Source organism: Vibrio sp. Y29_XK_CS5 (genome assembly GCF_024181835.1).
Lineage (GTDB): Bacteria > Pseudomonadota > Gammaproteobacteria > Enterobacterales > Vibrionaceae > Vibrio > Vibrio harveyi.
The window spans coordinates 522,759-546,079 of sequence record NZ_JAMZAM010000001.1; the positions used below are offsets into that span (position 1 = coordinate 522,759).

Annotated in this window: 1 protein-coding gene; it reads left to right on the top strand. The window is 49.3% G+C overall.

Annotated elements, in window-relative coordinates:
• Window positions 1–10: 10 nt before the first annotated feature.
• Window positions 11–23,008 carry a tandem-95 repeat protein gene (locus NL647_RS02595; protein WP_253649575.1) on the top strand — a complete coding sequence of 7,666 codons (22,998 nt, stop codon included), beginning with the start codon at window positions 11–13 and terminating at the stop codon, window positions 23,006–23,008.
• Window positions 23,009–23,321: the final 313 nt, after the last annotated feature.

The following is a 23,321-nucleotide window of genomic DNA, read 5'->3' on the forward strand; positions in this document are numbered from 1 at the left end:
GGAGGCTGTAATGGCAGGTGACAACAACCAAAATAACCAAAACAAAGACCTAAATGACGCGGTAGAACAAACGGAAACCAATGACGCGGGTACGCCCTCCCAGCAGCAGAATCAGCAAAATCAACAGAATACGATTGCTTCGACGGTAGCGACGGGTGCTGAAAATACCGATGCAGCAGACGAAGCCAATCAGGCGATGGAAGACAACCCAAGTGGTGCCGGATCGGAAGAAGAAGCCTCGGTGTCCGGTGGTGCGGTACAAGAAGACGCGCCAGAGAGTAGCGGTGGGTCGGATGCCGCTCAATCGAACGTGGTAGACAGTGTGGCATCAGACGGTGGGTCTGGTGAAGAAGCGGCTGGCAGCGGCGGTGCAGCTTCCGGTGCGGGTGCACAAGCTGTTGGTGGCGGTGATGCTTCTGGCTCTGAAGGTGGTTCGGACGCAGAAGGCAATGAAGCACAAGGACAAGCTGTACAGACGTCGGCTGCGCCAAGTGCCTCTTCATCCGATTCTGAAGGTTCACAAGGTGGTGATAACCTAGATTCAGAAACCACAGAAGAAACCTTTGCGGTGGACGTTCAAGACACCAGTGAAGAGACCACGACGCAAGTAGAAGATGATTTCGACTCAGAAACTACGAGCGAAACGTTCCAAATTAAAGTCGAAGGTGAAAACGATGCGCCAGAGGTAGAACAAGATCTGGCTTACATCATGGATGAAGACGGCACCATTACCTTCACGCAAGAACAATTACTCGAATACGCAAGTGATGTTGATGGCGACGACCTTGTTGCGTCTAACGTCCAAGTAGGTGCGAATGCATCGGTTCAAGACAATGGTGACGGCACGTTCACCGTGGTTCCGGACGCTGATTTCAATGGTGAACTCGACTTAACGTTTGATATCAGTGATGGTCAAGAAACCGTTTCAAGCTCTATCGATTTAACTGTTCGTCCAATCAATGATGCACCAGTGCCTGAAGATAAAACCTTTGAGGTGGAAGAAGACGGAACTCTGATCTTCACCGATGCTGACCTGCTTGCTGGCGCAACGGATATTGAAGGCGACAACCTAACCGTTGAAGGTGTGAGCTACGATGGTGGCGACGGCATCCTGACCGACAACGGCAATGGCACTTACACTTTTGCGCCAAATGAAAACTTCAACGGCGATGTGAACTTCAGCTTTGATGTGTCCGACGGCACAGATACGGTTTCTGCCAACATTGATGTCAGTGTTACGCCTGTCGATGACGCACCAGTATCTGGCAATCTTGCTTACTCGGTGGATGAAGATGGCTCGATTCGTTTGAGCCAAGAGCAGTTGTTGTCGCAAGCTTCCGATGTGGAAGGCGATGCACTGACGGCATCTAATCTTTCGGTAGATGGCAATGCGACGGTGACTCAAAATGACGATGGTAGCTTCACCATCACACCAGACGCAGACTTCAATGGTGATATCGACATCAGCTTTGATATCTCAGATGGCACGAATACCGTTCAAGCAACCGCTGACCTAACGGTTAATCCAATCAACGATTTGCCTGTCCCTCAAGACCAGCAGTTCAGCGTGGAAGAAGATGGCACGCTGATCTTTACGGACGCTGACCTGCTTACTGGCGCAACGGATATTGAAGGCGATAACCTAACAGTTGAAGGTGTGATCTACGATGGTGGCGACGGCATCCTGACCGACAACGGCAATGGGACTTACACTTTTGCGCCAAATGAAAACTTCAATGGTGATGTGAACTTCAGCTTTGATGTGTCCGACGGTACGGATACGGTTTCTGCCAACATTGATGTCAGTGTTACGCCAGTCGATGATGCGCCAGTGTCTGGCAATCTTGCTTACTCGGTGGACGAAGATGGCTCGATTCGTTTGAGCCAAGAACAGTTGTTGTCGCAAGCTTCCGATGTGGAAGGCGATGCACTGACGGCGTCTAACCTTTCGGTAGATGGCAACGCGACGGTGACTCAAAATGACGATGGTAGTTTCACTATCACGCCAGACGCAGATTTCAATGGTGATATCGACATCAGCTTCGATATTTCAGATGGCACGAATACCGTTCAAGCAACCGCTGACCTAACCGTTAATCCAATCAACGATCTGCCTGTTCCTCAAGACCAACAATTCAGTGTGGAAGAGGACGGCACGCTGCAATTTACTGATGCAGATCTGCTTGCAGGTGCTACCGACATTGAAGGCGATGACCTTTCTGTAACGGGAATCAGCTATGAAGGCACCGACGGCGTTCTAACTGACAATGGAGATGGCACATATAGCTTTGCGCCAAATGAGAACTTCAATGGCGATGTGAATTTCAGCTTCGACGTATCTGATGGCACGGATATGGTTTCAGCGAATGTAGATGTGAGCGTCACGCCGGTGAATGATCCTCCGGTGGCTGGTTCAACGTCTTACACAGTTCACGAAGACAACTCTATTACCATTTCTGACGCGCAGCTGTTGGCAAATTCTTCGGATTTAGAAGGGGATGTCTCGATTGATAGCGTGAGCTACTCTGGCAGCGATGGTGTGTTGCAAATCAATGGTGACGGTACGTACACCTTCTCTCCAAATGAAAACTATAATGGTGAAGTGACGCTTGATGTTGTCGTCGCTGATGATGAAGGCGCAACGGATGCCACCACTGCTGGTATTACGGTGCTGGAAGTGAACGATCCACCAGTCGCTGGACCAACTTCTTACACTATTGATGAAGATTCAGTTCTGACGTTTAGTGAGTCGCAAGTGCTGTTGAATGCCTCTGATGTGGAAGGCGATGTAGAGCTTGTTGGCATTAGTTACGATGGTCCGGATGGCATTTTCACCGTTAACGATGATGGCACGTGCAGCTTCGCGCCAAACGAGAACTTTAACGGACAAGTTCAACTTGATGTGACCATTCGAGATGAAGATGGAGCTGAAGTTGATACCGTCATCAATGTGAATGTATTGCCAATCAATGATGCGCCAGTATCGGGTGATTTGGCTTATAGCGTTGATGAAGACGGTGCGATTACACTCAGCCAAGAGCAGCTTCTTTCTCAAGCGTCTGATATTGAGGGCGATGACCTGACTGCTAGCGATTTGACTGTCGATGGAAACGCAACCGTTACAGCGAACGACGATGGCAGCTTCACGATTACACCTGATGCGGACTTTAATGGTGACATTGATATCCAATTCAACATTACAGATGGCACAGACACTATCCAAGCAACGGCGGATCTGACGGTTAATCCGGTTAACGATCTTCCTGTTCCTCAAGACCAGCAGTTCAGTGTTGAAGAAGATGGCACGCTTCAGTTTACCGACGCAGACCTACTTGCTGGCGCGACCGATATCGATGGCGATAACTTAACGGTTGATGGCATTAGCTACACAGGCAGCGATGGTGTGCTGACTGACCACGGTGATGGTACTTACACCTTTGCACCAAATGAAAACTTCAACGGTGATGTCAGCTTTAGCTTTGGTGTTTCTGACGGCACTGAGACCGTACCTGCCAATGTGGACGTGAGCGTCACTCCAGTGAACGATCCTCCGGTTGCGGGTTCAACGTCTTACACGGTTGATGAAGATAATGCGATTACGATTTCCGACGAGCAGCTTCTGGCTAACTCTTCAGATGTGGAAGGCGCAGTGTCCATCGATAGCGTGACCTATTCAGGCACCGATGGCGTATTCCAAGACAACGGTGACGGCACTTACACCTTCATGCCGAATGAGAACTTCAGTGGTGACATCAGCCTTGATGTGATTGTGGCGGATGAGCAAGGAGCGATTGACGAAACGACCGCAGGCATTACGGTCATTGAAGTGAATGACCCTCCAGTTGCCGGTCCGACGTCTTACACGATTGATGAAGATTCAGTACTGACATTCAGTGAGTCACAAATTCTTGCCAACGCATCTGATATCGAGGGCGATGTAGAGCTTGTTGGCATCAGCTATGAAGGCTCGGATGGTATCTTTACCGTCAATGGCGATGGTACTTGTAGCTTTGCGCCAAACGAGAACTTCAATGGTCAAGTTCAGTTGGATGTGACCATTCAAGATGAGAATGGGGCAACCGTTGATACGCACATCAATGTCGACGTATTGCCAATCAACGATCCACCAGTATCGGGTGATTTGGCTTACACCATCAACGAAGACAGCTCAATCACGCTAAGCCAAGAGCAGCTGCTTGCCAAAGCGGGCGATATTGATAGCGAGAACCTTGAAGCCATCAATCTATCGACAGATGACAACGCGACGATTCAATACAACGATGATGGCAGCTACACCATCACACCAGATGAAAACTACAACGGTGACCTAGATCTGACCTTCGATATCATTGATAACGATGGCGGCTCGGTACAAGTTGGTCTGGATATTACGGTTAATCCTGTGAATGACTTGCCACAAGCGCAAGATCAACAGTTCACGATAGAAGAAGATGGCACCTTGCTGTTCACGGATGCAGACCTATTGGAAGGTGCATCGGATATTGATGGCGATGATCTGTCTATCGAAAACGTTCTCTACACAGGTGCGGATGGTGTGCTTACCGACAATGGCGATGGCACTTACAGCTTCGCGCCGAATGAAAACTTCAACGGTGATGTTCAGTTCACATTCGATGTGTCTGACGGCACAGGTTCAACACCAGCATTCATTGATGTCAGCGTGACACCAGTGAACGATCCACCGGTTGCAGGTTCTACGTCGTACACGGTTCAAGAAGACGGTCAAATCACCATTAGTGACGAGCAGTTGTTAGCCAACTCTTCTGATGTGGAAGGCGACGTAGCCTTGGCGAATGTTAGCTACTCTGGTAACGACGGTAGCTTCGTGGACAATGGCGACGGCACATATACCTTTACGCCAAATGAGAACTTTGACGGTAACATTTCGCTCGACGTTACGGTCATCGACCAAGATGGTGCAACAGATACGACAACCGCAGGCATCGATGTTATCGCGGTGAACGACGCACCTGAAACGTCAGGCATTCAAGCTGAAGTGGATGAAGATAACGCCATCACCATCACGCAAGAACAATTGCTTGCGAATGCGACAGACATTGAAGGTGATGACCTTGTTGCCAGCAATCTACAAACCAATGACCCAGATGCGACGATCGTAGCCAATGACGATGGTTCTTTCACCATTACGCACACCGAAAACTTTAACGGTGAGTTGGACTTCACTTACAACATCAGCGATGGCGAAAATGATGTTCTGACCACGTTGGATCTGACCGTTAACCCTGTCAACGATGCGCCAGAAGCGGGCGACGAGATCTTTATTCAAGCGGAAGAAGACCAAACAGTGGGTGTTTCTCTGCGTGAAGAGCCTGCTTTACGTCTCGACCAAGCCCCTGAAAACGGCATCATTGAAGCGAATCTAAATGACGAATGGGTACAGCTAGAAGTCGGGCAGGAGGTTCCTGCAGACACGGAAGTGCGCTTCATTCCAAATGATGATGCATTGGCGAACGGTACGCATACGAGTCAAATTGGTACCTTTGACGACAACGCTAGCCTCGATGATTGGGGTACTGCTGTTGACCCTTACACACGTGAGTTTGTTGATGGTGATTTGAAAGTTACCGTTCAAAGTAATGATGACCCACTCGGTGCGTGGAATGGTAAAACACACATCGGTCACGGTATTGGTGATACTGACCGTCAAGGCTTGAGCGGTGATGAAAAACTAACTGTGACCGTTGAAGGTCAAGATATCAACGAAATCAGCTTCCACCTAGATGGTCTAGGCGGCTGGTTTATGGAAGAGTCTCGCCACTTTACCGAAGTCGAAATTCGCGCATTCAACTCCGATGGTGACTTGATCGACTCGATGACTTACCACAAAGAAGATCGTGGTAGCTATGAGACGGATTACACTCTAACGGTGAACGAGCCGGTGTCTTACTTTGAGCTAGGTACGATTCAAGGTAACGGTACATACGTGGTTCAAAACATGACGGTTTCGCAAACTTGTCATGATGAAGCGGTGTTCACATCTATTGGCGTGGACGGCACGGAAATCACGGAAACGGTAGAGCTGAATATCCGAGAAGGTGACAGTGAAATCGAACTGACGGCTGATCTGCCAAATGTGACCATCGATACCGAAGGTTCTACGCAGTTTGCCTCTGTGGTAATCACAGAAGAGCAGCTTCTCGCACAAGCGAGTGATATCGATAGTGACGTTCTTGATATTCAAAACCTAGAGCTGGTTGGGGATAACGCGGAGCACGCTACGTTAACCGACAACGGCGATGGTACGTGGACAGTCACACCAGATGAGAACTTCTACGGTGAGATTGAGCTTGGCTACCAAGTTACGGATGGTGAACTCACTGACGACAACATCATCAACATCAACTTCGAAGCAGTAAACGATGCACCAATCGTTTCTGGTCCGATTGTGTTGTCGACTGATGAGGATGTGGGCATTACGTTTAGCGCGGATGATTTGCTTGCCAATGCAAGTGACGTGGAAGGCGATGCGCTGTCTATCTCTGATATCTCTTACAGCGGTGATAACGGTGAGCTTGTCGACAATGGCGACGGCACTTACACCTTTATGCCGAATGAAAACTTCAATGGTGAAGTCGACATCGATTACAAAGTCTTCGATGGCACCGATGAAGTCGATACCCATCTAGATCTGACCGTTATTCCAGTCAACGATGTGCCAGTTCCTGGTGCGCCGCTGCATACTCAAATGCTAGAAAACGGCACCATCATCATCGAAGCAAAAGACCTGTTATCAGGTGCGACTGATGTGGATGGCGACATTCTGCATATCGAGAATCTGCTGCTTGTTGACCAGTCACAAGGTACGTTGACAGACAACGGTGACAACACCTTTACCTTCGAGCCAACTTCGAACTTCTACGGTGAAGTGAACCTGACCTTCGACATCAGCGATGGTCAAGCAAGCGCACCAAGCACTGCGAAGATCGATGTTGAGATCGTCAACGAAGGTCCAGAGGTAAGCGGTCCTGTTGATGCGGTCGTCGATGAAGATGGTTCAATTACCATCACTCAAGAAGACTTGTTAGCGAACGCGACGGACGTGGATGGTGACAACCTTGAAGCGGTGAACCTATCGACCAACGATCCTAATGCAACCATCGTTGAGAACGCTGATGGTAGCTTCACGATTACACCGAGCGAAAACTTCTTTGGTGAAATCGAATTTACTTATGACGTAACTGACGCGATTGAAACCGTCGCTGCGGATCTAAACCTCACCGTTAACCCAGTGAACGACCTGCCAGATGTGCCTGATTTGTCCTTCACCACAGAAGACGGCGAAGCTATCACGATTACTGAAGCAGAGCTGCTGGCTCAAGCGACGGACATCGAAGGCGATGACTTATCTGTTGTGAACGTGACGAGCTTAAGCGATACGGTTCAAGTGACAGACAATGGCGATGGCACTTACACGTTAACGCCAGAGCAGGGCTTCTTTGGTAATGTTGACCTCACGTTTGATGTGAGTGATGGCACCGATGTGGTGGCGGCAAACATCGACTTGAAAGTTGAGTTCGTTAACGACGCACCAGAAGCAGCGCCAATCGTGGCAGACGTGGACGAGGATGGCTCTATCCTCGTGACACAAGAAATGCTGCTTGAAAACGCCAGCGATCAAGATGGTGATGACTTATACGCAACGGCACTAGAAACCAATGATCCGAATGCCTCTATCGTAGACAACGGTGACGGCACCTACACTGTGACGCCATCTGAGAACTTTAATGGTGAAATTGCGTTTACCTATGAAGTGAACGACGGCGAGCTAAGCACTTCAACTGATATGACACTGACGGTTAATCCCGTCAACGATATCCCAATTGTCGCACCAGCCATGTATAGCATCGAAGAAGATGGCAGTATCTTGTTTACAGAGGCGGACTTACTGAGTGGCGCAGTTGATGTTGAAGGCGATGACTTATCTGTTACCAGCATTAACTACTCGGGTGATGAAGGTACTGTAACGGACAACGGTGACGGTACATTTAGCTTCGTACCAGAAGAGCACTTCAGCGGTGACTTGCAGTTCAGCTTTACGGTTTCTGACGGCACAGATGAAGTTGAGCAAGACATTAATGTTCATATTGAAGCCGTGGCAGATGCGCCTGATTTGGTCATTCGAGATGGTGATGGTGCCATCGTGGATGACCAAGCGATCATCGTTGATCCGGGTGGTGTTGTCGAGTTGAATATTGCTGCCGCTTTGGTTGACCAAGACTTGTCAGAAACGCTGACGGTGACTGTGGATGGTGTTCCAGAAGGCTCCGTTGTTACTTACGACAACGAAGGTGTACTGAACGACCAAGATAACGGTATCACCAGTTACAGCGATACTGAAATTACGGTTACGTTTGAAGGTGAAACCGCGGGTTACCAAAACACAGCGGGTTACTACAAAGTCGATGAAGATGGCAACATTACGGGCGTTGAAGTGGTGTACGAAAATGCCTCTCAAGTTGGCGGAGGCGGTGATCTCATTCCGGGACAAGATCAGTTCAGCTTCCAAATCTCGGAAGGGGAAAGTTTCAACCTATTCTTGATTCCTAACGGTCACAACTTCAATGACTTTGCATCTATGCAAGATGGTCAGTACGAGTTCCGTGCAGCAGATGGCTCTCCCGCGAACATGGATACAGTTGACCCACAACTCGTGTTTGTTGGCGCTGATGGTTCTGAAACCGTGATTCAAAGCCAATTCGGTGATGCAGTCTTCCATGGTGGTTCAAGCTCAGAGCTCAACCAAGATGGTATTGAACATACCCGAACTACCGTGAACGAAGACGGTGAACTGGTTTACGGCTTTGAAGATCTCTACGGTGGCGGCGATGCCGATTACACCGACTTCAACTTCACCATTGATGTAGGTGAAGTGAACAGCCAGATCTACAGCGGTGAAGTGACTGTTGGTCCTGATGGTTCAGTTGCAATACCAACCACGGCGATTGATAAAGAAATTGAAATTCAACTGCCTGAAGACTTCTCTGAGCAGCTTGAGATTCACGTGACAGCCACCGCAACAGAATTATCGAATGACGATTCTGAAACCGTGTCCCAAACCATCTACATTAACGCAACTGGGGCAACGATTGAGCATGCTCCGGAAGCGCTGCCGGTATCTGCTCAGGTCGAAGAAGATGGTTCTATTCTGATCACTCAGGACGACTTATTAGCGAATGCGAGTGACTTAGATGGAGACCAACTGATAGCACTGAATCTGGCAACGGATGATGAAAACATCACCATCACAGACAATGGCGATGGTACTTACACCTTAACGCCAGATGCGGATTTTAATGGTGATATCACCTTCACGTTCGATGTGTCTGACGGCGATGATGTTGTCTCAACGAACCTTGAGTTAACGGTATCACCAGTTAATGACGCACCAGAGCCACAAGATCAAGCGTTCACTGTTGGCGAAGATGGTGTACTGACCTTTACTGATGCGGATCTGCTAACAGGCGCTACCGACATTGAAGGGGATGACCTATCTGTTGAGGGCGTCACTTACACAGGTGCAGACGGTGTCCTAACCGACAATGGTGATGGCTCATACAGCTTCGCACCGAACGAGAACTTCAATGGCGATGTGAACTTCACGTTTGATGTATCAGACGGTACGGATACAGCCTCTGCCAACATTGATGTGAGTGTGACGCCAGAGAACGATCCACCTGTGGCAGGCAGTACGTCTTACACCGTACATGAAGACAACTCGATCACCATCAGTGATGAACAGCTATTAGCGAACTCATCGGATATTGAAGGCGATGTGTTGATTGATAGCGTGAGCTACAGCGGTAACGATGGTGTGTTAGAAATCAACGGTGATGGTACTTACACCTTCTCACCAAACGAGAACTTCAGCGGCGAGGTGAGCCTAGATGTTGTCGTAGTCGATGAAGAAGGTGCAACGGACTCTACTACTGCTGGCATTACTGTGATTGAGGTAAATGACCCACCAATCGCAGGTCCTACCGCATACACTATCGATGAAGACCAAGTTCTAACCTTCAGTGAATCGCAAGTGCTACTGAATGCTTCGGATGTTGAAGGGGATGTTGAGCTAGTTGGCATCAGCTACGACGGTCCAGATGGTATCTTCTCGGTAAACGGTGATGGCACTTGTAGCTTTGCACCGAATGAAAACTTCAACGGTCAAGTACAGTTGGATGTGACCATTCGTGATGAAGATGGCGCAGAGGTCGATACTTACATCACAGTCGATGTCTTACCAATCAATGATGCACCTGTATCGGGTAACTTGGCGTACAGCGTCGACGAAGACAACTCAATCACACTGAGCCAAGAGCAGCTTCTTGCTCAAGCATCGGATGTAGAAGGCGACGCGCTAACCGCATCTAATCTAGTGGTTGACGGTGATGCAACGGTTACGGCAAACGACGATGGTAGCTTTACTATCACGCCAGATGCGAACTTTAATGGCGACATTGATATCACCTTTGATATCAACGACGGCAGCGACACTATTGTTGCAACGGCGGATCTAACCGTTAACCCGGTTAATGACTTGCCGCAGCCGGAAGATCAAGCGTTCACCATTGGTGAAGATGGTGTGTTGACCTTCACTGATCAAGACCTGCTGGATGGCGCAACGGACATCGATGGTGATGATCTATCGGTAGAGGGCGTCACTTACACAGGCGCGGACGGTGTCCTAACTGACAATGGCGATGGCACATACAGCTTCGCTCCAAACGAAAACTTCAATGGCGACGTGAACTTTACCTTCGATGTTTCTGATGGCACGGATACCGTGACCGCGAATATCGATGTGACAGTCACACCTGAGAACGATCCACCGGTTGCAGGCAGCACCTCTTACACAGTGCATGAAGACAACTCGATCACCATCAGTGACGAGCAATTACTGGCGAATTCATCAGACGTCGAAGGAGATGTCTCGGTTGATAGCGTCAGCTACAGTGGCACAGATGGTGTGTTCCAAGACAATGGTGATGGTACGTACACCTTCTCGCCAAACGAGAACTTCAATGGCGAAGTGAGCCTAGATGTTGTCGTAGTCGATGAAGACGGTGCAACGGATTCAACTACCGCAGGTATTACAGTACTTGAGGTGAACGATCCACCAATCGCAGGCGCGACCAGCTACTCAGTGAACGAAGACGAAGTCATCACCATTAGCTCTGAACAGCTGTTGGCGAACGCTTCTGACGTTGAAGGTGAAGTTGCGATTGATAGCGTCAGCTACAGCGGTTCCGACGGCATCTTTACCGATAACGGTGACGGTACATTCAGCTTCGCACCAAACGCAAACTTCGATGGCGATGTGAGCCTAGATGTTGTGGTTGTTGATGAAGACGGTGCAACTGCGTCAACTAATGCAAACATCGATGTATTGCCAATCAACGATGCGCCAGTATCGGGCAACTTGGCTTACAGTGTCGATGAAGACAATTCAATTACGCTTAGCCAAGAACAGCTTCTTGCTCAAGCATCGGATGTAGAAGGGGACGCGCTAACCGCGACTAACCTAGTGGTTGACGGTGATGCAACGGTTACGGCAAACGATGATGGCAGCTTTACCATTACGCCTGATGCGAACTTCAATGGTGACATTGATATCACGTTCGATATCAACGATGGCACCGACACTATTGTTGCAACGGCTGACCTAACGGTTAATCCAGTTAACGACCTACCACAGCCAGAAGATCAAGCGTTCACGATTGGTGAAGATGGCGTCTTGCTGTTCACTGATGAGGACCTACTTGATGGCGCAACGGATATCGATGGCGATGACCTATCGGTTGAAGGTGTGTCTTACACAGGTGCAGACGGTGTCCTAACCGACAATGGTGATGGCACTTACAGCTTCGCGCCAAACGAAAACTTCAATGGCGACGTGAACTTTACCTTCGATGTTTCCGATGGCACGGATACCGTGACGGCGAATATCGACGTAAGCGTGACGCCAGAGAACGATCCACCGGTAGCAGGCAGCACGTCTTACACCGTACACGAAGACAACTCAATCACCATCAGTAACGAGCAGTTATTGGCTAACTCATCTGACGTCGAAGGCGAAGTCGCGATTGATAGTGTCAGCTACAGTGGCGCAGATGGTGTGTTCCAAGACAATGGTGACGGCACTTACACCTTCTCACCAAACGAGAACTTCAATGGTGAAGTCAGCCTAGATGTTGTTGTGGTAGACGAAGACGGTGCTACGGATTCAACCACCGCAGGTATCACGGTACTTGAGGTGAACGATCCACCTATAGCTGGCGCGACCAGTTACTCAGTGAACGAAGACGAAGTCATCACCATCAGCTCTGAGCAGCTATTGGCGAATGCTTCGGATGTTGAAGGTGATGTCGCGATTGACAGCGTCAGCTACAGCGGCTCCGACGGTATCTTTACTGACAACGGCGATGGCACATTCAGCTTTGCACCAAACGAAAACTTCAACGGTGATGTCAGCCTAGATGTTGTCGTGACCGATGAAGATGGTGCAACTGCGACAACCAATGCAAACATTGATGTATTGCCAGTCAACGATGCTCCAGTATCAGGTGATTTGGCTTACAGTGTGGATGAAGATGGTTCTATCACCCTCAGCCAAGAGCAGCTTCTTGCACAAGCGGGCGATGTGGATGGTGATGATCTAACTGCATCCAACCTGACTGTTGATAGCAATGCGACCGTTGTTGCGAACGACGATGGTAGCTTCACTATCACGCCGGATGCAGACTTCAATGGCGACATTGATCTGAGTTTCGACATTACGGACGGCGATGCAACCATTCAAGCCACTGCCGATCTGACTGTGAACCCAGTGAACGACTTACCAACGGTTGGTCAGCCACAGTTCGTCACGCAAGAAGACACCAGCTTCACCTTCACCGAAGAGCAACTGCTGCAAAATGCAGGTGATATCGATGGTGATAACCTAACAGTTGAAAACGTTGCCTCTGACAGCGGTACCTTGGTTGATAACGGTGACGGCACGTACACCTTTGCACCAAACGAAAACTTCGATGGCAACGTGAATGTGACGTTCGATGTCAACGATGGCACTGCAACGGTTCCTGCTGAAGCGAACATTGATGTTCAATCTGTGGTTGATATGCCAGAGCTGTCGATTGCTTCGGACTTGGTGATTGCCTCTGATAACTTCGAGTCTGGCTCGAACGGTTGGAACGCGAACACTGAGAGCTCACAAGGCTTCGAAACGGGCGACATGCTGGGTCGTATTGGTGGCACTGGCGGTGATGAAGCGGTCAGCAAAACTTACGATATCCCAAGCGATGTCAATGAAGTGAATATCTCGTTTAGCTTCTACGAAATCGATTCTTGGGATGGCGAGTCGTTCCAAATCTTTGTCGGCGGTGAACAGCTAACCACCTTGGAGAACTCCGCGTTCCGTACTCAAGATGGCACGACAACGCTTTACGACTCAGATGGTAATGAAGTGGGTGAAGTGATTCATGGAGCCTCCCAACGTGAAGGCTTCAGTGGCTGGAACGACCAAGCTCACCAAATCAATCTGACGGTTCCTGTCGAGGATGGTGAATTGCAACTTGGCTTCGGTTCAACCTTGAATCAAGACGTTTGGGATGAATCGTTTGGTATCGACAACATCGAAATCACGGTAGCGGACGCGGATTACCAAATCATTGGTACCGAAGATACGCCAGTGCCGCTTGATATCGATGCAGCGTTAACCGATACCGATGGTTCAGAAAACCTCGCTATCTTGATTGAAGATGTGCCAGAAGGCAGCTCGCTATCAGCAGGTGTTGATAATGGCGACGGCACTTGGTCACTACAACCAGGCGAGCTAGAAGGACTAGAGTTTATCCCTTCTGCGGACTTCAACGGCGATGTGACGCTAACCGTGAACGCAACCTCTACGGATGTGGATACCGGAACCACAGCGACAGCGACGCAAGATGTGACGATTCATATCTCGCCGACCAATGACGCACCAGAAGTGACGGGCGATATCACGGCAGTCACTGCCGAAGACAACAGCATTACGCTGACTCAAGAACAGTTACTGGAGCACGCCGTTGATATCGATGGTGACGATCTGAGCGCAATCAACTTAAGCACCAATGATGAAAATGCGACGGTTGAAATGAACGAGGATGGCAGTTTCACCATTACTCCGAGCGAGAACTTCTACGGTGACATTGAATTTAGTTACGATGTCACGGATGGCGAAGAAGTGGTTGCTGCTGGTCTCGACCTAACGGTAACACCAGTCAATGACGCTCCAGAGCCACAAGATCAAGCGTTCACCGTGGGTGAGGACGGTCTTCTTACCTTTACAGATGCAGACCTGTTAACAGGCGCGACAGATGTAGAAGGTGACAACCTAACAGTTGAAGGCGTGACTTACACTGGCGCGGACGGTGTCCTAACCGACAATGGCGATGGCACGTACAGCTTCGCACCGAATGAGAACTTCAATGGCGATGTGAACTTCACTTTCGATGTGTCAGACGGTACGGATACGACCTCTGCCAACATTGATGTGAGTGTGACGCCAGAGAACGATCCTCCGGTGGCGGGCAGCACGTCTTACACAGTACATGAAGACAACTCGATCACCATCAGTGACGAGCAACTACTGGCTAATTCGTCGGATATTGAAGGCGACGTAGACATCAGTAGTGTGACTTACAGTGGCGCAGATGGCGTGTTCCAAGACAATGGCGATGGTACGTACACCTTCTCTCCAAACGAGAACTTCAATGGCGAGGTTAGCCTAGACGTTGTAGTTGTCGATGAAGAGGGTGCGACAGACTCAACCACTGCAGGTATTACCGTTCTTGAGGTGAACGATCCACCAATCGCAGGTTCGACAAGTTACTCTGTCAATGAAGACGAAGTCATTATCTTCACGGAAGAGCAACTGCTAGCGCAGTCAAGCGATGTGGAAGGCGACGTGAGCCTAGAAAGCGTCTCTTACAGTGGTAGCGACGGCATTCTAACGGCGAATGACGATGGCACTTACAGCTTCGCACCAAATGAAAACTTCAACGGTGGCGTAAGTCTAGACGTAGTCGTCGCTGATGAAGACGGTGCAACTGCGACAACCAACGCGAACATTGATGTTCTGCCAATCAATGATGCTCCAGTATCGGGTGACTTGGCTTACAGTGTCGACGAAGACAACTCAATCACGCTAAGCCAAGAACAATTGTTGGCACAAGCAACGGATGTAGAAGGTGATGCACTAACTGCATCTAACCTAGTGGTTGACGGTGATGCGACGGTTACGGCTAATGACGATGGCAGCTTTACCATTACGCCTGACGCGAACTTCAATGGCGACATTGATATCACGTTCGATATCAACGATGGCACCGATACTATCGTTGCAACGGCTGACCTAACGGTTAACCCAGTTAATGACTTACCGCAGCCGGAAGATCAAGCGTTCACCATTGGTGAAGATGGCGTGTTGACCTTCACTGATCAAGACCTGCTTGATGGTGCAACCGATATCGATGGCGATGACTTATCGGTAGAAGGTGTCACATACACTGGCGCGGACGGTGTCCTAACTGACAATGGCGATGGTACGTATAGCTTCGCTCCAAACGAAAACTTCAATGGCGACGTAAACTTTACCTTCGATGTTTCCGATGGCACGGATACTGTGACCGCGAATATCGATGTGAGTGTGACGCCAGAGAACGATCCACCGGTTGCGGGCAGCACGTCTTACACAGTGCATGAAGATAACTCGATCACCATCAGTGATGAACAGCTACTAGCGAACTCATCGGATATTGAAGGCGATGTATCGATTGATAGCGTGAGCTACGGCGGTAACGATGGTGTGCTGGAAATCAACGGTGATGGCACGTACACCTTCTCGCCAAACGAGAACTTCAATGGCGAAGTGAGCCTAGATGTTGTCGTGGTCGATGAAGATGGTGCGACGGATTCAACTACCGCAGGTATCACGGTACTTGAGGTGAACGATCCGCCAATCGCAGGTCCAACTGCGTACACCATCGATGAAGACCAAGTTCTAACGTTCAGTGAATCACAAGTGCTTCTGAATGCTTCGGATGTCGAAGGGGATGTTGAGCTTGTAAGTATCAGCTACGACGGTCCAGATGGCATCTTCTCAGTAAATGGCGATGGCACTTGTAGCTTTGCACCGAATGAGAACTTCAATGGTCAAGTGTCGCTGGACGTGACTATTCGTGATGAAGATGGCGCAGAAGTCGACACCTATATCACTGTGGATGTATTGCCAATCAACGACGCACCAGTATCGGGTAACTTGGCTTACAACGTAGATGAAGATAACACCATTACATTGAGCCAAGAGCAATTGTTGTCTCAAGCGAGCGATGTGGACGGCGATGACCTTGTTGCTGAAAACTTGCTTGTGGATGGTAATGCGACAGTGACTGCTAACGACGATGGCAGCTTCACCATCACGCCTGATGCGAACTTCAATGGTGACATTGATATCACGTTTGATATCAACGATGGCACCGACACTATTGTTGCAACGGCTGACCTAACGGTTAATCCAGTTAACGACCTACCACAGCCAGAAGATCAAGCGTTCACCATTGGTGAAGATGGTGTCTTGTTGTTCACTGATGAAGACCTGCTTGATGGCGCAACGGATATCGATGGCGATGACCTATCAGTAGAAGGTGTGACCTACACAGGTGCTGATGGTGTCCTAACCGACAATGGTGATGGCACTTACAGCTTCGCTCCAAACGAAAACTTCAATGGCGACGTGAACTTTACCTTCGATGTTTCTGACGGCACGGATACCGTGACCGCAAATATCGATGTAAGCGTGACGCCAGAGAACGATCCACCGGTGGCAGGTAGCACGTCTTACACCGTGCATGAAGATAACTCAATCACCATCAGCGATGAGCAGTTACTAGCGAACTCGTCAGATATTGAAGGCGATGTTTCGGTTGATAGCGTGAGCTACAGCGGCGCAGATGGCGTGTTCCAAGACAATGGTGATGGTACTTACACCTTCTCGCCAAACGAGAACTTCAATGGTGAAGTGAGCCTAGATGTTGTTGTGGTAGACGAAGACGGTGCAACGGATTCAACCACCGCGGGTATTACAGTACTTGAGGTAAACGATCCACCAATTGCCGGCGCAACTAGCTACTCAGTGAACGAAGACGAAGTCATCACCATTAGCTCTGAGCAGTTATTGGCGAATGCTTCTGATGTTGAAGGTGACGTCGCGATTGATAGCGTCAGCTACAGCGGCTCCGACGGTATCTTTACTGACAACGGCGATGGCACATTCAGCTTCGCACCAAACGAAAACTTCAACGGTGATGTCAGCCTAGATGTTGTCGTGACCGATGAAGATGGTGCAACGGTAGCAACCAATGCAAACATTGATGTATTGCCAGTCAACGATGCTCCAGTATCAGGTGATTTGGCTTACAGCGTGGATGAAGATGGTTCTATCACTCTTAGCCAAGAGCAGCTTCTTGCTCAAGCCGGCGACGTGGATGGCGATGACCTAACTGCATCCAACCTGACTGTTGACGGCAATGCGACCGTTGTTGCGAATGACGATGGTAGCTTCACTATCACGCCGGATGCGGACTTCAATGGCGACATTGATCTGAGCTTCGACATTACGGACGGTGATGCGACCATTCAAACGACAGCCGATCTGACTGTGAACCCAGTGAACGACTTACCAACGGTTGGTCAGCCACAGTTTGTTACGCAAGAAGACACCAGCTTCACCTTCACTGAAGAGCAACTGCTGCGAAATGCAGGTGATATCGATGGTGATAACTTAACGGTTGAAAATGTTGCTTCTGACAGTGGTACCTTGGTTGATAACGGTGATGGCACGTACACTTTTGCACCGAATGAAAACTTCGATGGCAACGTGAACGTAACGTTTGATGTCAACGATGGCACCGCAACCGTGCCAGCAGAAGCGAACATGGATGTTCAATCTGTGGTCGATATGCCAGAGCTGTCGATTGCTTCAGACTTGGTGATTGCTTCTGATAACTTCGAGTCTGGCTCGAACGGTTGGAACGCGAACACTGAAAGTTCACAAGGCTTCGAAACGGGCGACATGCTGGGTCGTATTGGTGGCACTGGCGGTGATGAAGCGGTCAGCAAAACCTACGAGATCCCAAGCGATGTCAATGAAGTGAATATTTCGTTTAGCTTCTACGAAATCGATTCTTGGGATGGCGAGTCGTTCCAAATCTTTGTCGGCGGTGAACAGCTAACAACCTTGGAGAACTCCGCGTTCCGTACTCAAGATGGTACGACAACGCTTTACGATTCTGACGGTAACGAAGTAGGTGAAGTGATCCACGGAGCCTCTCAACGTGAAGGCTTCAGTGGTTGGAACGACCAAGCTCACCAAATCAATCTGACGGTTCCTGTCGAGGATGGTGAATTGCAACTTGGCTTCGGTTCAACCTTGAATCAAGACGTTTGGGATGAATCGTTTGGTATCGACAACATCGAAATCACGGTAGCGGACGCGGATTACCAAATCATTGGTACCGAAGATACACCAGTACCGCTTGATATCGATGCAGCATTAACCGATACCGATGGCTCAGAAAACCTCTCTATCTTGATTGAAGATGTGCCAGAAGGCAGCTCACTATCAGCAGGTGTTGATAATGGCGACGGCACTTGGTCACTGCAACCAGGCGAGCTAGAAGGGCTAGAGTTTATCCCGTCTGCGGACTTCAACGGCGATGTGACGCTAACTGTGAACGCAACCTCTACGGACGTAGATACAGGTACAACAGCAACAGCAACGCAAGATGTAACGATTCATATCTCGCCAACCAATGATGCACCAGAAGTAACGGGTGACATCACCTCAGTCACTGCCGAAGACAATAGCATTACGCTAACTCAAGAGCAGTTACTTGAGCATGCCGTTGATATTGATGGTGACGACCTAAGCGCAATCAACCTGAGCACCAATGATGAAAATGCAACGGTTGAAATGAACGAGGATGGCAGCTTCACCATTACTCCGAGCGAGAACTTCTACGGTGACATTGAGTTTAGTTACGATGTCACGGATGGCGAAGAAGTGGTCGCGGCTGGTCTCGATCTAACGGTGACACCAGTCAATGACGCTCCAGAGCCACAAGACCAAGCGTTCACTGTGGGTGAGGACGGTATTCTTACCTTTACAGATGCGGACTTGCTAACAGGCGCGACGGATGTAGAAGGTGACAACCTAACAGTTGAAGGTGTGACTTACACTGGCGCGGACGGTGTCCTAACTGACAATGGCGATGGCACGTACAGCTTCGCGCCGAACGAGAACTTCAATGGCGATGTGAACTTCACTTTCGATGTGTCAGACGGTACGGATACGACCTCTGCCAACATTGATGTGAGTGTGACGCCAGAGAACGATCCACCTGTGGCGGGCAGCACGTCTTACACAGTACATGAAGACAACTCGATCACCATCAGTGACGAGCAACTACTGGCTAATTCGTCGGATATTGAAGGCGACGTAGACATCAGTAGTGTGACTTACAGTGGTAACGATGGTGTGTTCCAAGACAATGGTGATGGTACGTACACCTTCTCTCCAAACGAGAACTTCAATGGCGAGGTCAGCCTAGATGTTGTGGTTGTCGATGAAGAGGGCGCGACAGACTCAACCACTGCGGGTATCACAGTACTTGAGGTGAACGATCCACCAATCGCAGGTGCGACCAGTTACTCTGTCAATGAAGACGAAGTCATTATCTTCACGGAAGAGCAACTGCTAGCGCAGTCAAGCGATGTGGAAGGCGACGTGAGCTTAGAAAGCGTCTCTTACAGTGGTAGCGACGGCATTCTAACAGCGAATGACGATGGCACTTACAGCTTCGCGCCAAATGAAAACTTCAACGGTGGCGTAAGCCTAGGCGTAGTAGTCGCTGATGAAGACGGTGCAACTGCGACAACCAACGCGAACATTGATGTATTGCCAGTCAACGATGCTCCGGTATCTGGCGACTTGGCTTACAGCGTCGATGAAGATGGTTCAATCACATTGAGTCAAGAGCAGTTACTGGCTCAAGCGGGTGACGTCGACAGCGATAATCTAGAAGCGGTGAACTTAACCGCGGTAGCCAATGCGACCGTTGTTGAGAACCAAGATGGTAGCTTCACGATTACGCCAGATGCGAACTTCAATGGCGATATCGACCTAAGTTTCGACTTGATTGATAACGATGGTGCGAGCGTGGAAGTGGGCGTTGATCTAACGGTGAACCCAATTAACGATGCGCCGCAATCAACACCAGTGAATATTGCTGGCACCGAAGATACCACCATTCTTATCACGCAGGACATGTTGCTTGCTAACGCGACAGACATCGACAACACCTACGATGAACTGTCTGCTGTCGACCTAGTGATTGATGAGCAATATGGTGACTTGCTAGACAACGGTGATGGTACTTGGTCATTCACTCCAGCTGAGAACTTCAATGGCGATGTGCCAATGTCGTTCGGTGTCAGCGATGGTGATTTAGTTACGCCGGTTGAAGGCAATCTAAACATCGAAGCGGTTAACGATGCACCAGAAGCGCCAACCATCCAGATGCAAGGCGAAGAAGATGTGGTCATGGTGATTGACCCAGCTTACATCGCTGATCAAGTTACGGATCTTGATGGTGACGAAATCAGCGTAGAAAGCATCACTGTTCGTGCTCCTGCAAACGCGACATTAACCCAGCAACCAGATGGTATGTACCACTTGGTAACCACTCAAGACTTCAATGGTTTGGTGGAACTGGGCTACACCGCGACGGATGGTGAAGAAGTGGTTGAAGGCTCGTTGAATGTGGATGTTATTCCAGTCAACGATGCTCCATTCAATGTGGGTAATGCGTTTATGGCAACCGACGAGGATGGCGCATTCACCTTCGACGCTGGCGACCTGATGAACTTGTTCGGCGATATCGATACTGAAAACCTAGTCGTATCACGCATTATCACCGCAGAAGGTGAAGATGGTGGTGAGGTAACAGACAACGGTGACGGTACTTGGACATTCACACCGACTGGCGATTTTGCAGGGGTTTCTGACTTGCAAGTTGTGGTAAGTGACGGTGAGTTTGAGACGGTACTTGATGTACCAGTGTTTGTTCGCCCTGTTGCGGATGGCGCGGTCATCACAACCGACCATGATGGTCCGTTAGTCTTCGGTGAGGACGAAACGGGTCACCTAGGCTTGAATGTCGGTCTAATCGACGATTCAGAAACGCTAAGTAACCTAGTAATGACTGGTTTCCCTGTTGGCTTCGAAGTTACGGATGGTGTGAACACCATTACCATTACGGAACCGGGTCAATACATCGACTTGAACGAGTGGGATATTTCAGACCTGCAAATGACGCCTCCAGCTGACTTTAATGGCGAGTTCTTCGTAACCGTGACCGCAACAACGGTGGATTATGGTGACGAGCCAGAAGAGTTCGAAGATGGCATCGATTCAGGTGACTTCGAAACCCTAGCGGGTGAACCAGTTATCCTAACCGCTGATGACCTAATCGGATTGGCAGAGAACGTAGATGCTGACGCGGGTGATGAAGTGAAATTCGTTCACCTAGCTGATCGCAGCCAAGGTGAGATTGTCGATAACGGTGATGGCACATGGACATTCAATCCAGCACCAGGCTTTACTGGTGAAGCGGATATCGCTTACGTGATTGATAAAGACGGTGTGCTTCATGATGAGCAAACAGGCGTGGTCGTGAAAGAAGACGCACCACAAGAGAATGCTTCACCAGAAATCGACAGCATTTCTACCACAGAAATGGCAGCGGATGGCACCTTGTCGTTCACCAATGATGACATGCTATCGACCTTGAGCGATGCAGAAGGCGACAGCTTGAGCATTGAGTCAGTGAGCCTAATGGAAGGTCAAGGTGTGATAGAGACCGATAACCAAGGTAACTACCAATTCACACCAGCAGAAGGCTACACCGGAGATGTTCAAGTTGGCTTCATTGCAACTGACGGTGAAAACCGCATTGAGAGCTTCTTTAATGTCGACATCCAAGGTGAAGGTGAAACCACAACCAGCGAAGGCTACGCACTGGCTGATGATGGTTCACTAACACTAACGGAAGCACAGTTGATTGATGAACTTGGCATTAGCCCTTCAGCAGAAGTGTTGGATGTCGCTGATGCAAACGATGCAGGTTTCTTCGCGAAATCAGGTGATGAAGAGTGGACATACTGGCCGAACGATGACTTCGATGGCAATTTGGCTATGGATGTTCAGGTCAACGACAACGGTGAAGTATCGACTCAGAATCTGAGCATCCAAGTTGCGGACGATTCAGCGCAAAGTGACGAGCCACAAATCCAAACTGCTCAAGCATCATCAGAGCAGCAAGTCGGCGAAGCGCAACAGCCTGAAGAGCAAGCAGCAAACGGTGCAGACAGTGAAGAGGAGAGCGCAGCTGATGTTACTGCAGCACCAGGCGATACCATTTCTATCTCGGTTCCAGATGAGGTCAGTGGTAACGAATCGGTGGATTATGCAGAAATGTCTGGTCTACCTGATGGTGCATCAGTAAGCAACGCACTGGATAATGGCGATGGCAGCTTCACATTAAGTGGCAACCTGAACCAACCAGTATCGGTTGACTTACCAGAAGGTTACGAAGGTACGAGCGAAATCCAATTCCAAGGTTACGACGAATTGGGCAGCGCAGTAGAAGGTGCGAGTGGCACAGTTGAAGTTGAAGTCGATGATCAATACACCATGCAGGGTTCTGCTCAAGATCAGCAACCAGATATGGCAGGTATGGAATCTGGCGGCAGCGACTGGACAAGTGCGGGAGGTCAAGATCAAGGTGTTGACTTCACGGATGACTCTGGCAGCTTCGACTCGGATACTCAAACGGGTACTGACCAAGGCAACGATTTCGATCAAAGCTCAATGTAACCAGTCCTAGACGAGGGCAGTGTCATTGCTGCCCAAACCAAAGCCATGCAGAGCCTACTTTGCATGGCTTTTTTGTTGGGCTTCTTTCTATGAGCTGTAGAAAAAAACTTGGAAATTGAAAAAAGTATTCTTAGTTAGTTTATACCCAAGTAACCTCGAGATGTTAGGTTCAGCGAGAATGGCTTGGTTTGTAGACGCGGCGGCGATTTAAAGGTCTAGTGGGTCTAAATCAAGAATCGACAACAAAGTATACAAACCAAGACAGCTCGCCCTTCGGGAGCGTGTCATTGACTCGGTTTCTGTGTCAAACAAC

Bases quoted from the DNA above. Each gene is read 5' to 3' on its own strand.
- NL647_RS02595 (WP_253649575.1), top strand. From the start codon at position 11: ATGGCAGGTGACAACAACCAAAATAACCAAAACAAAGACCTAAATGAC.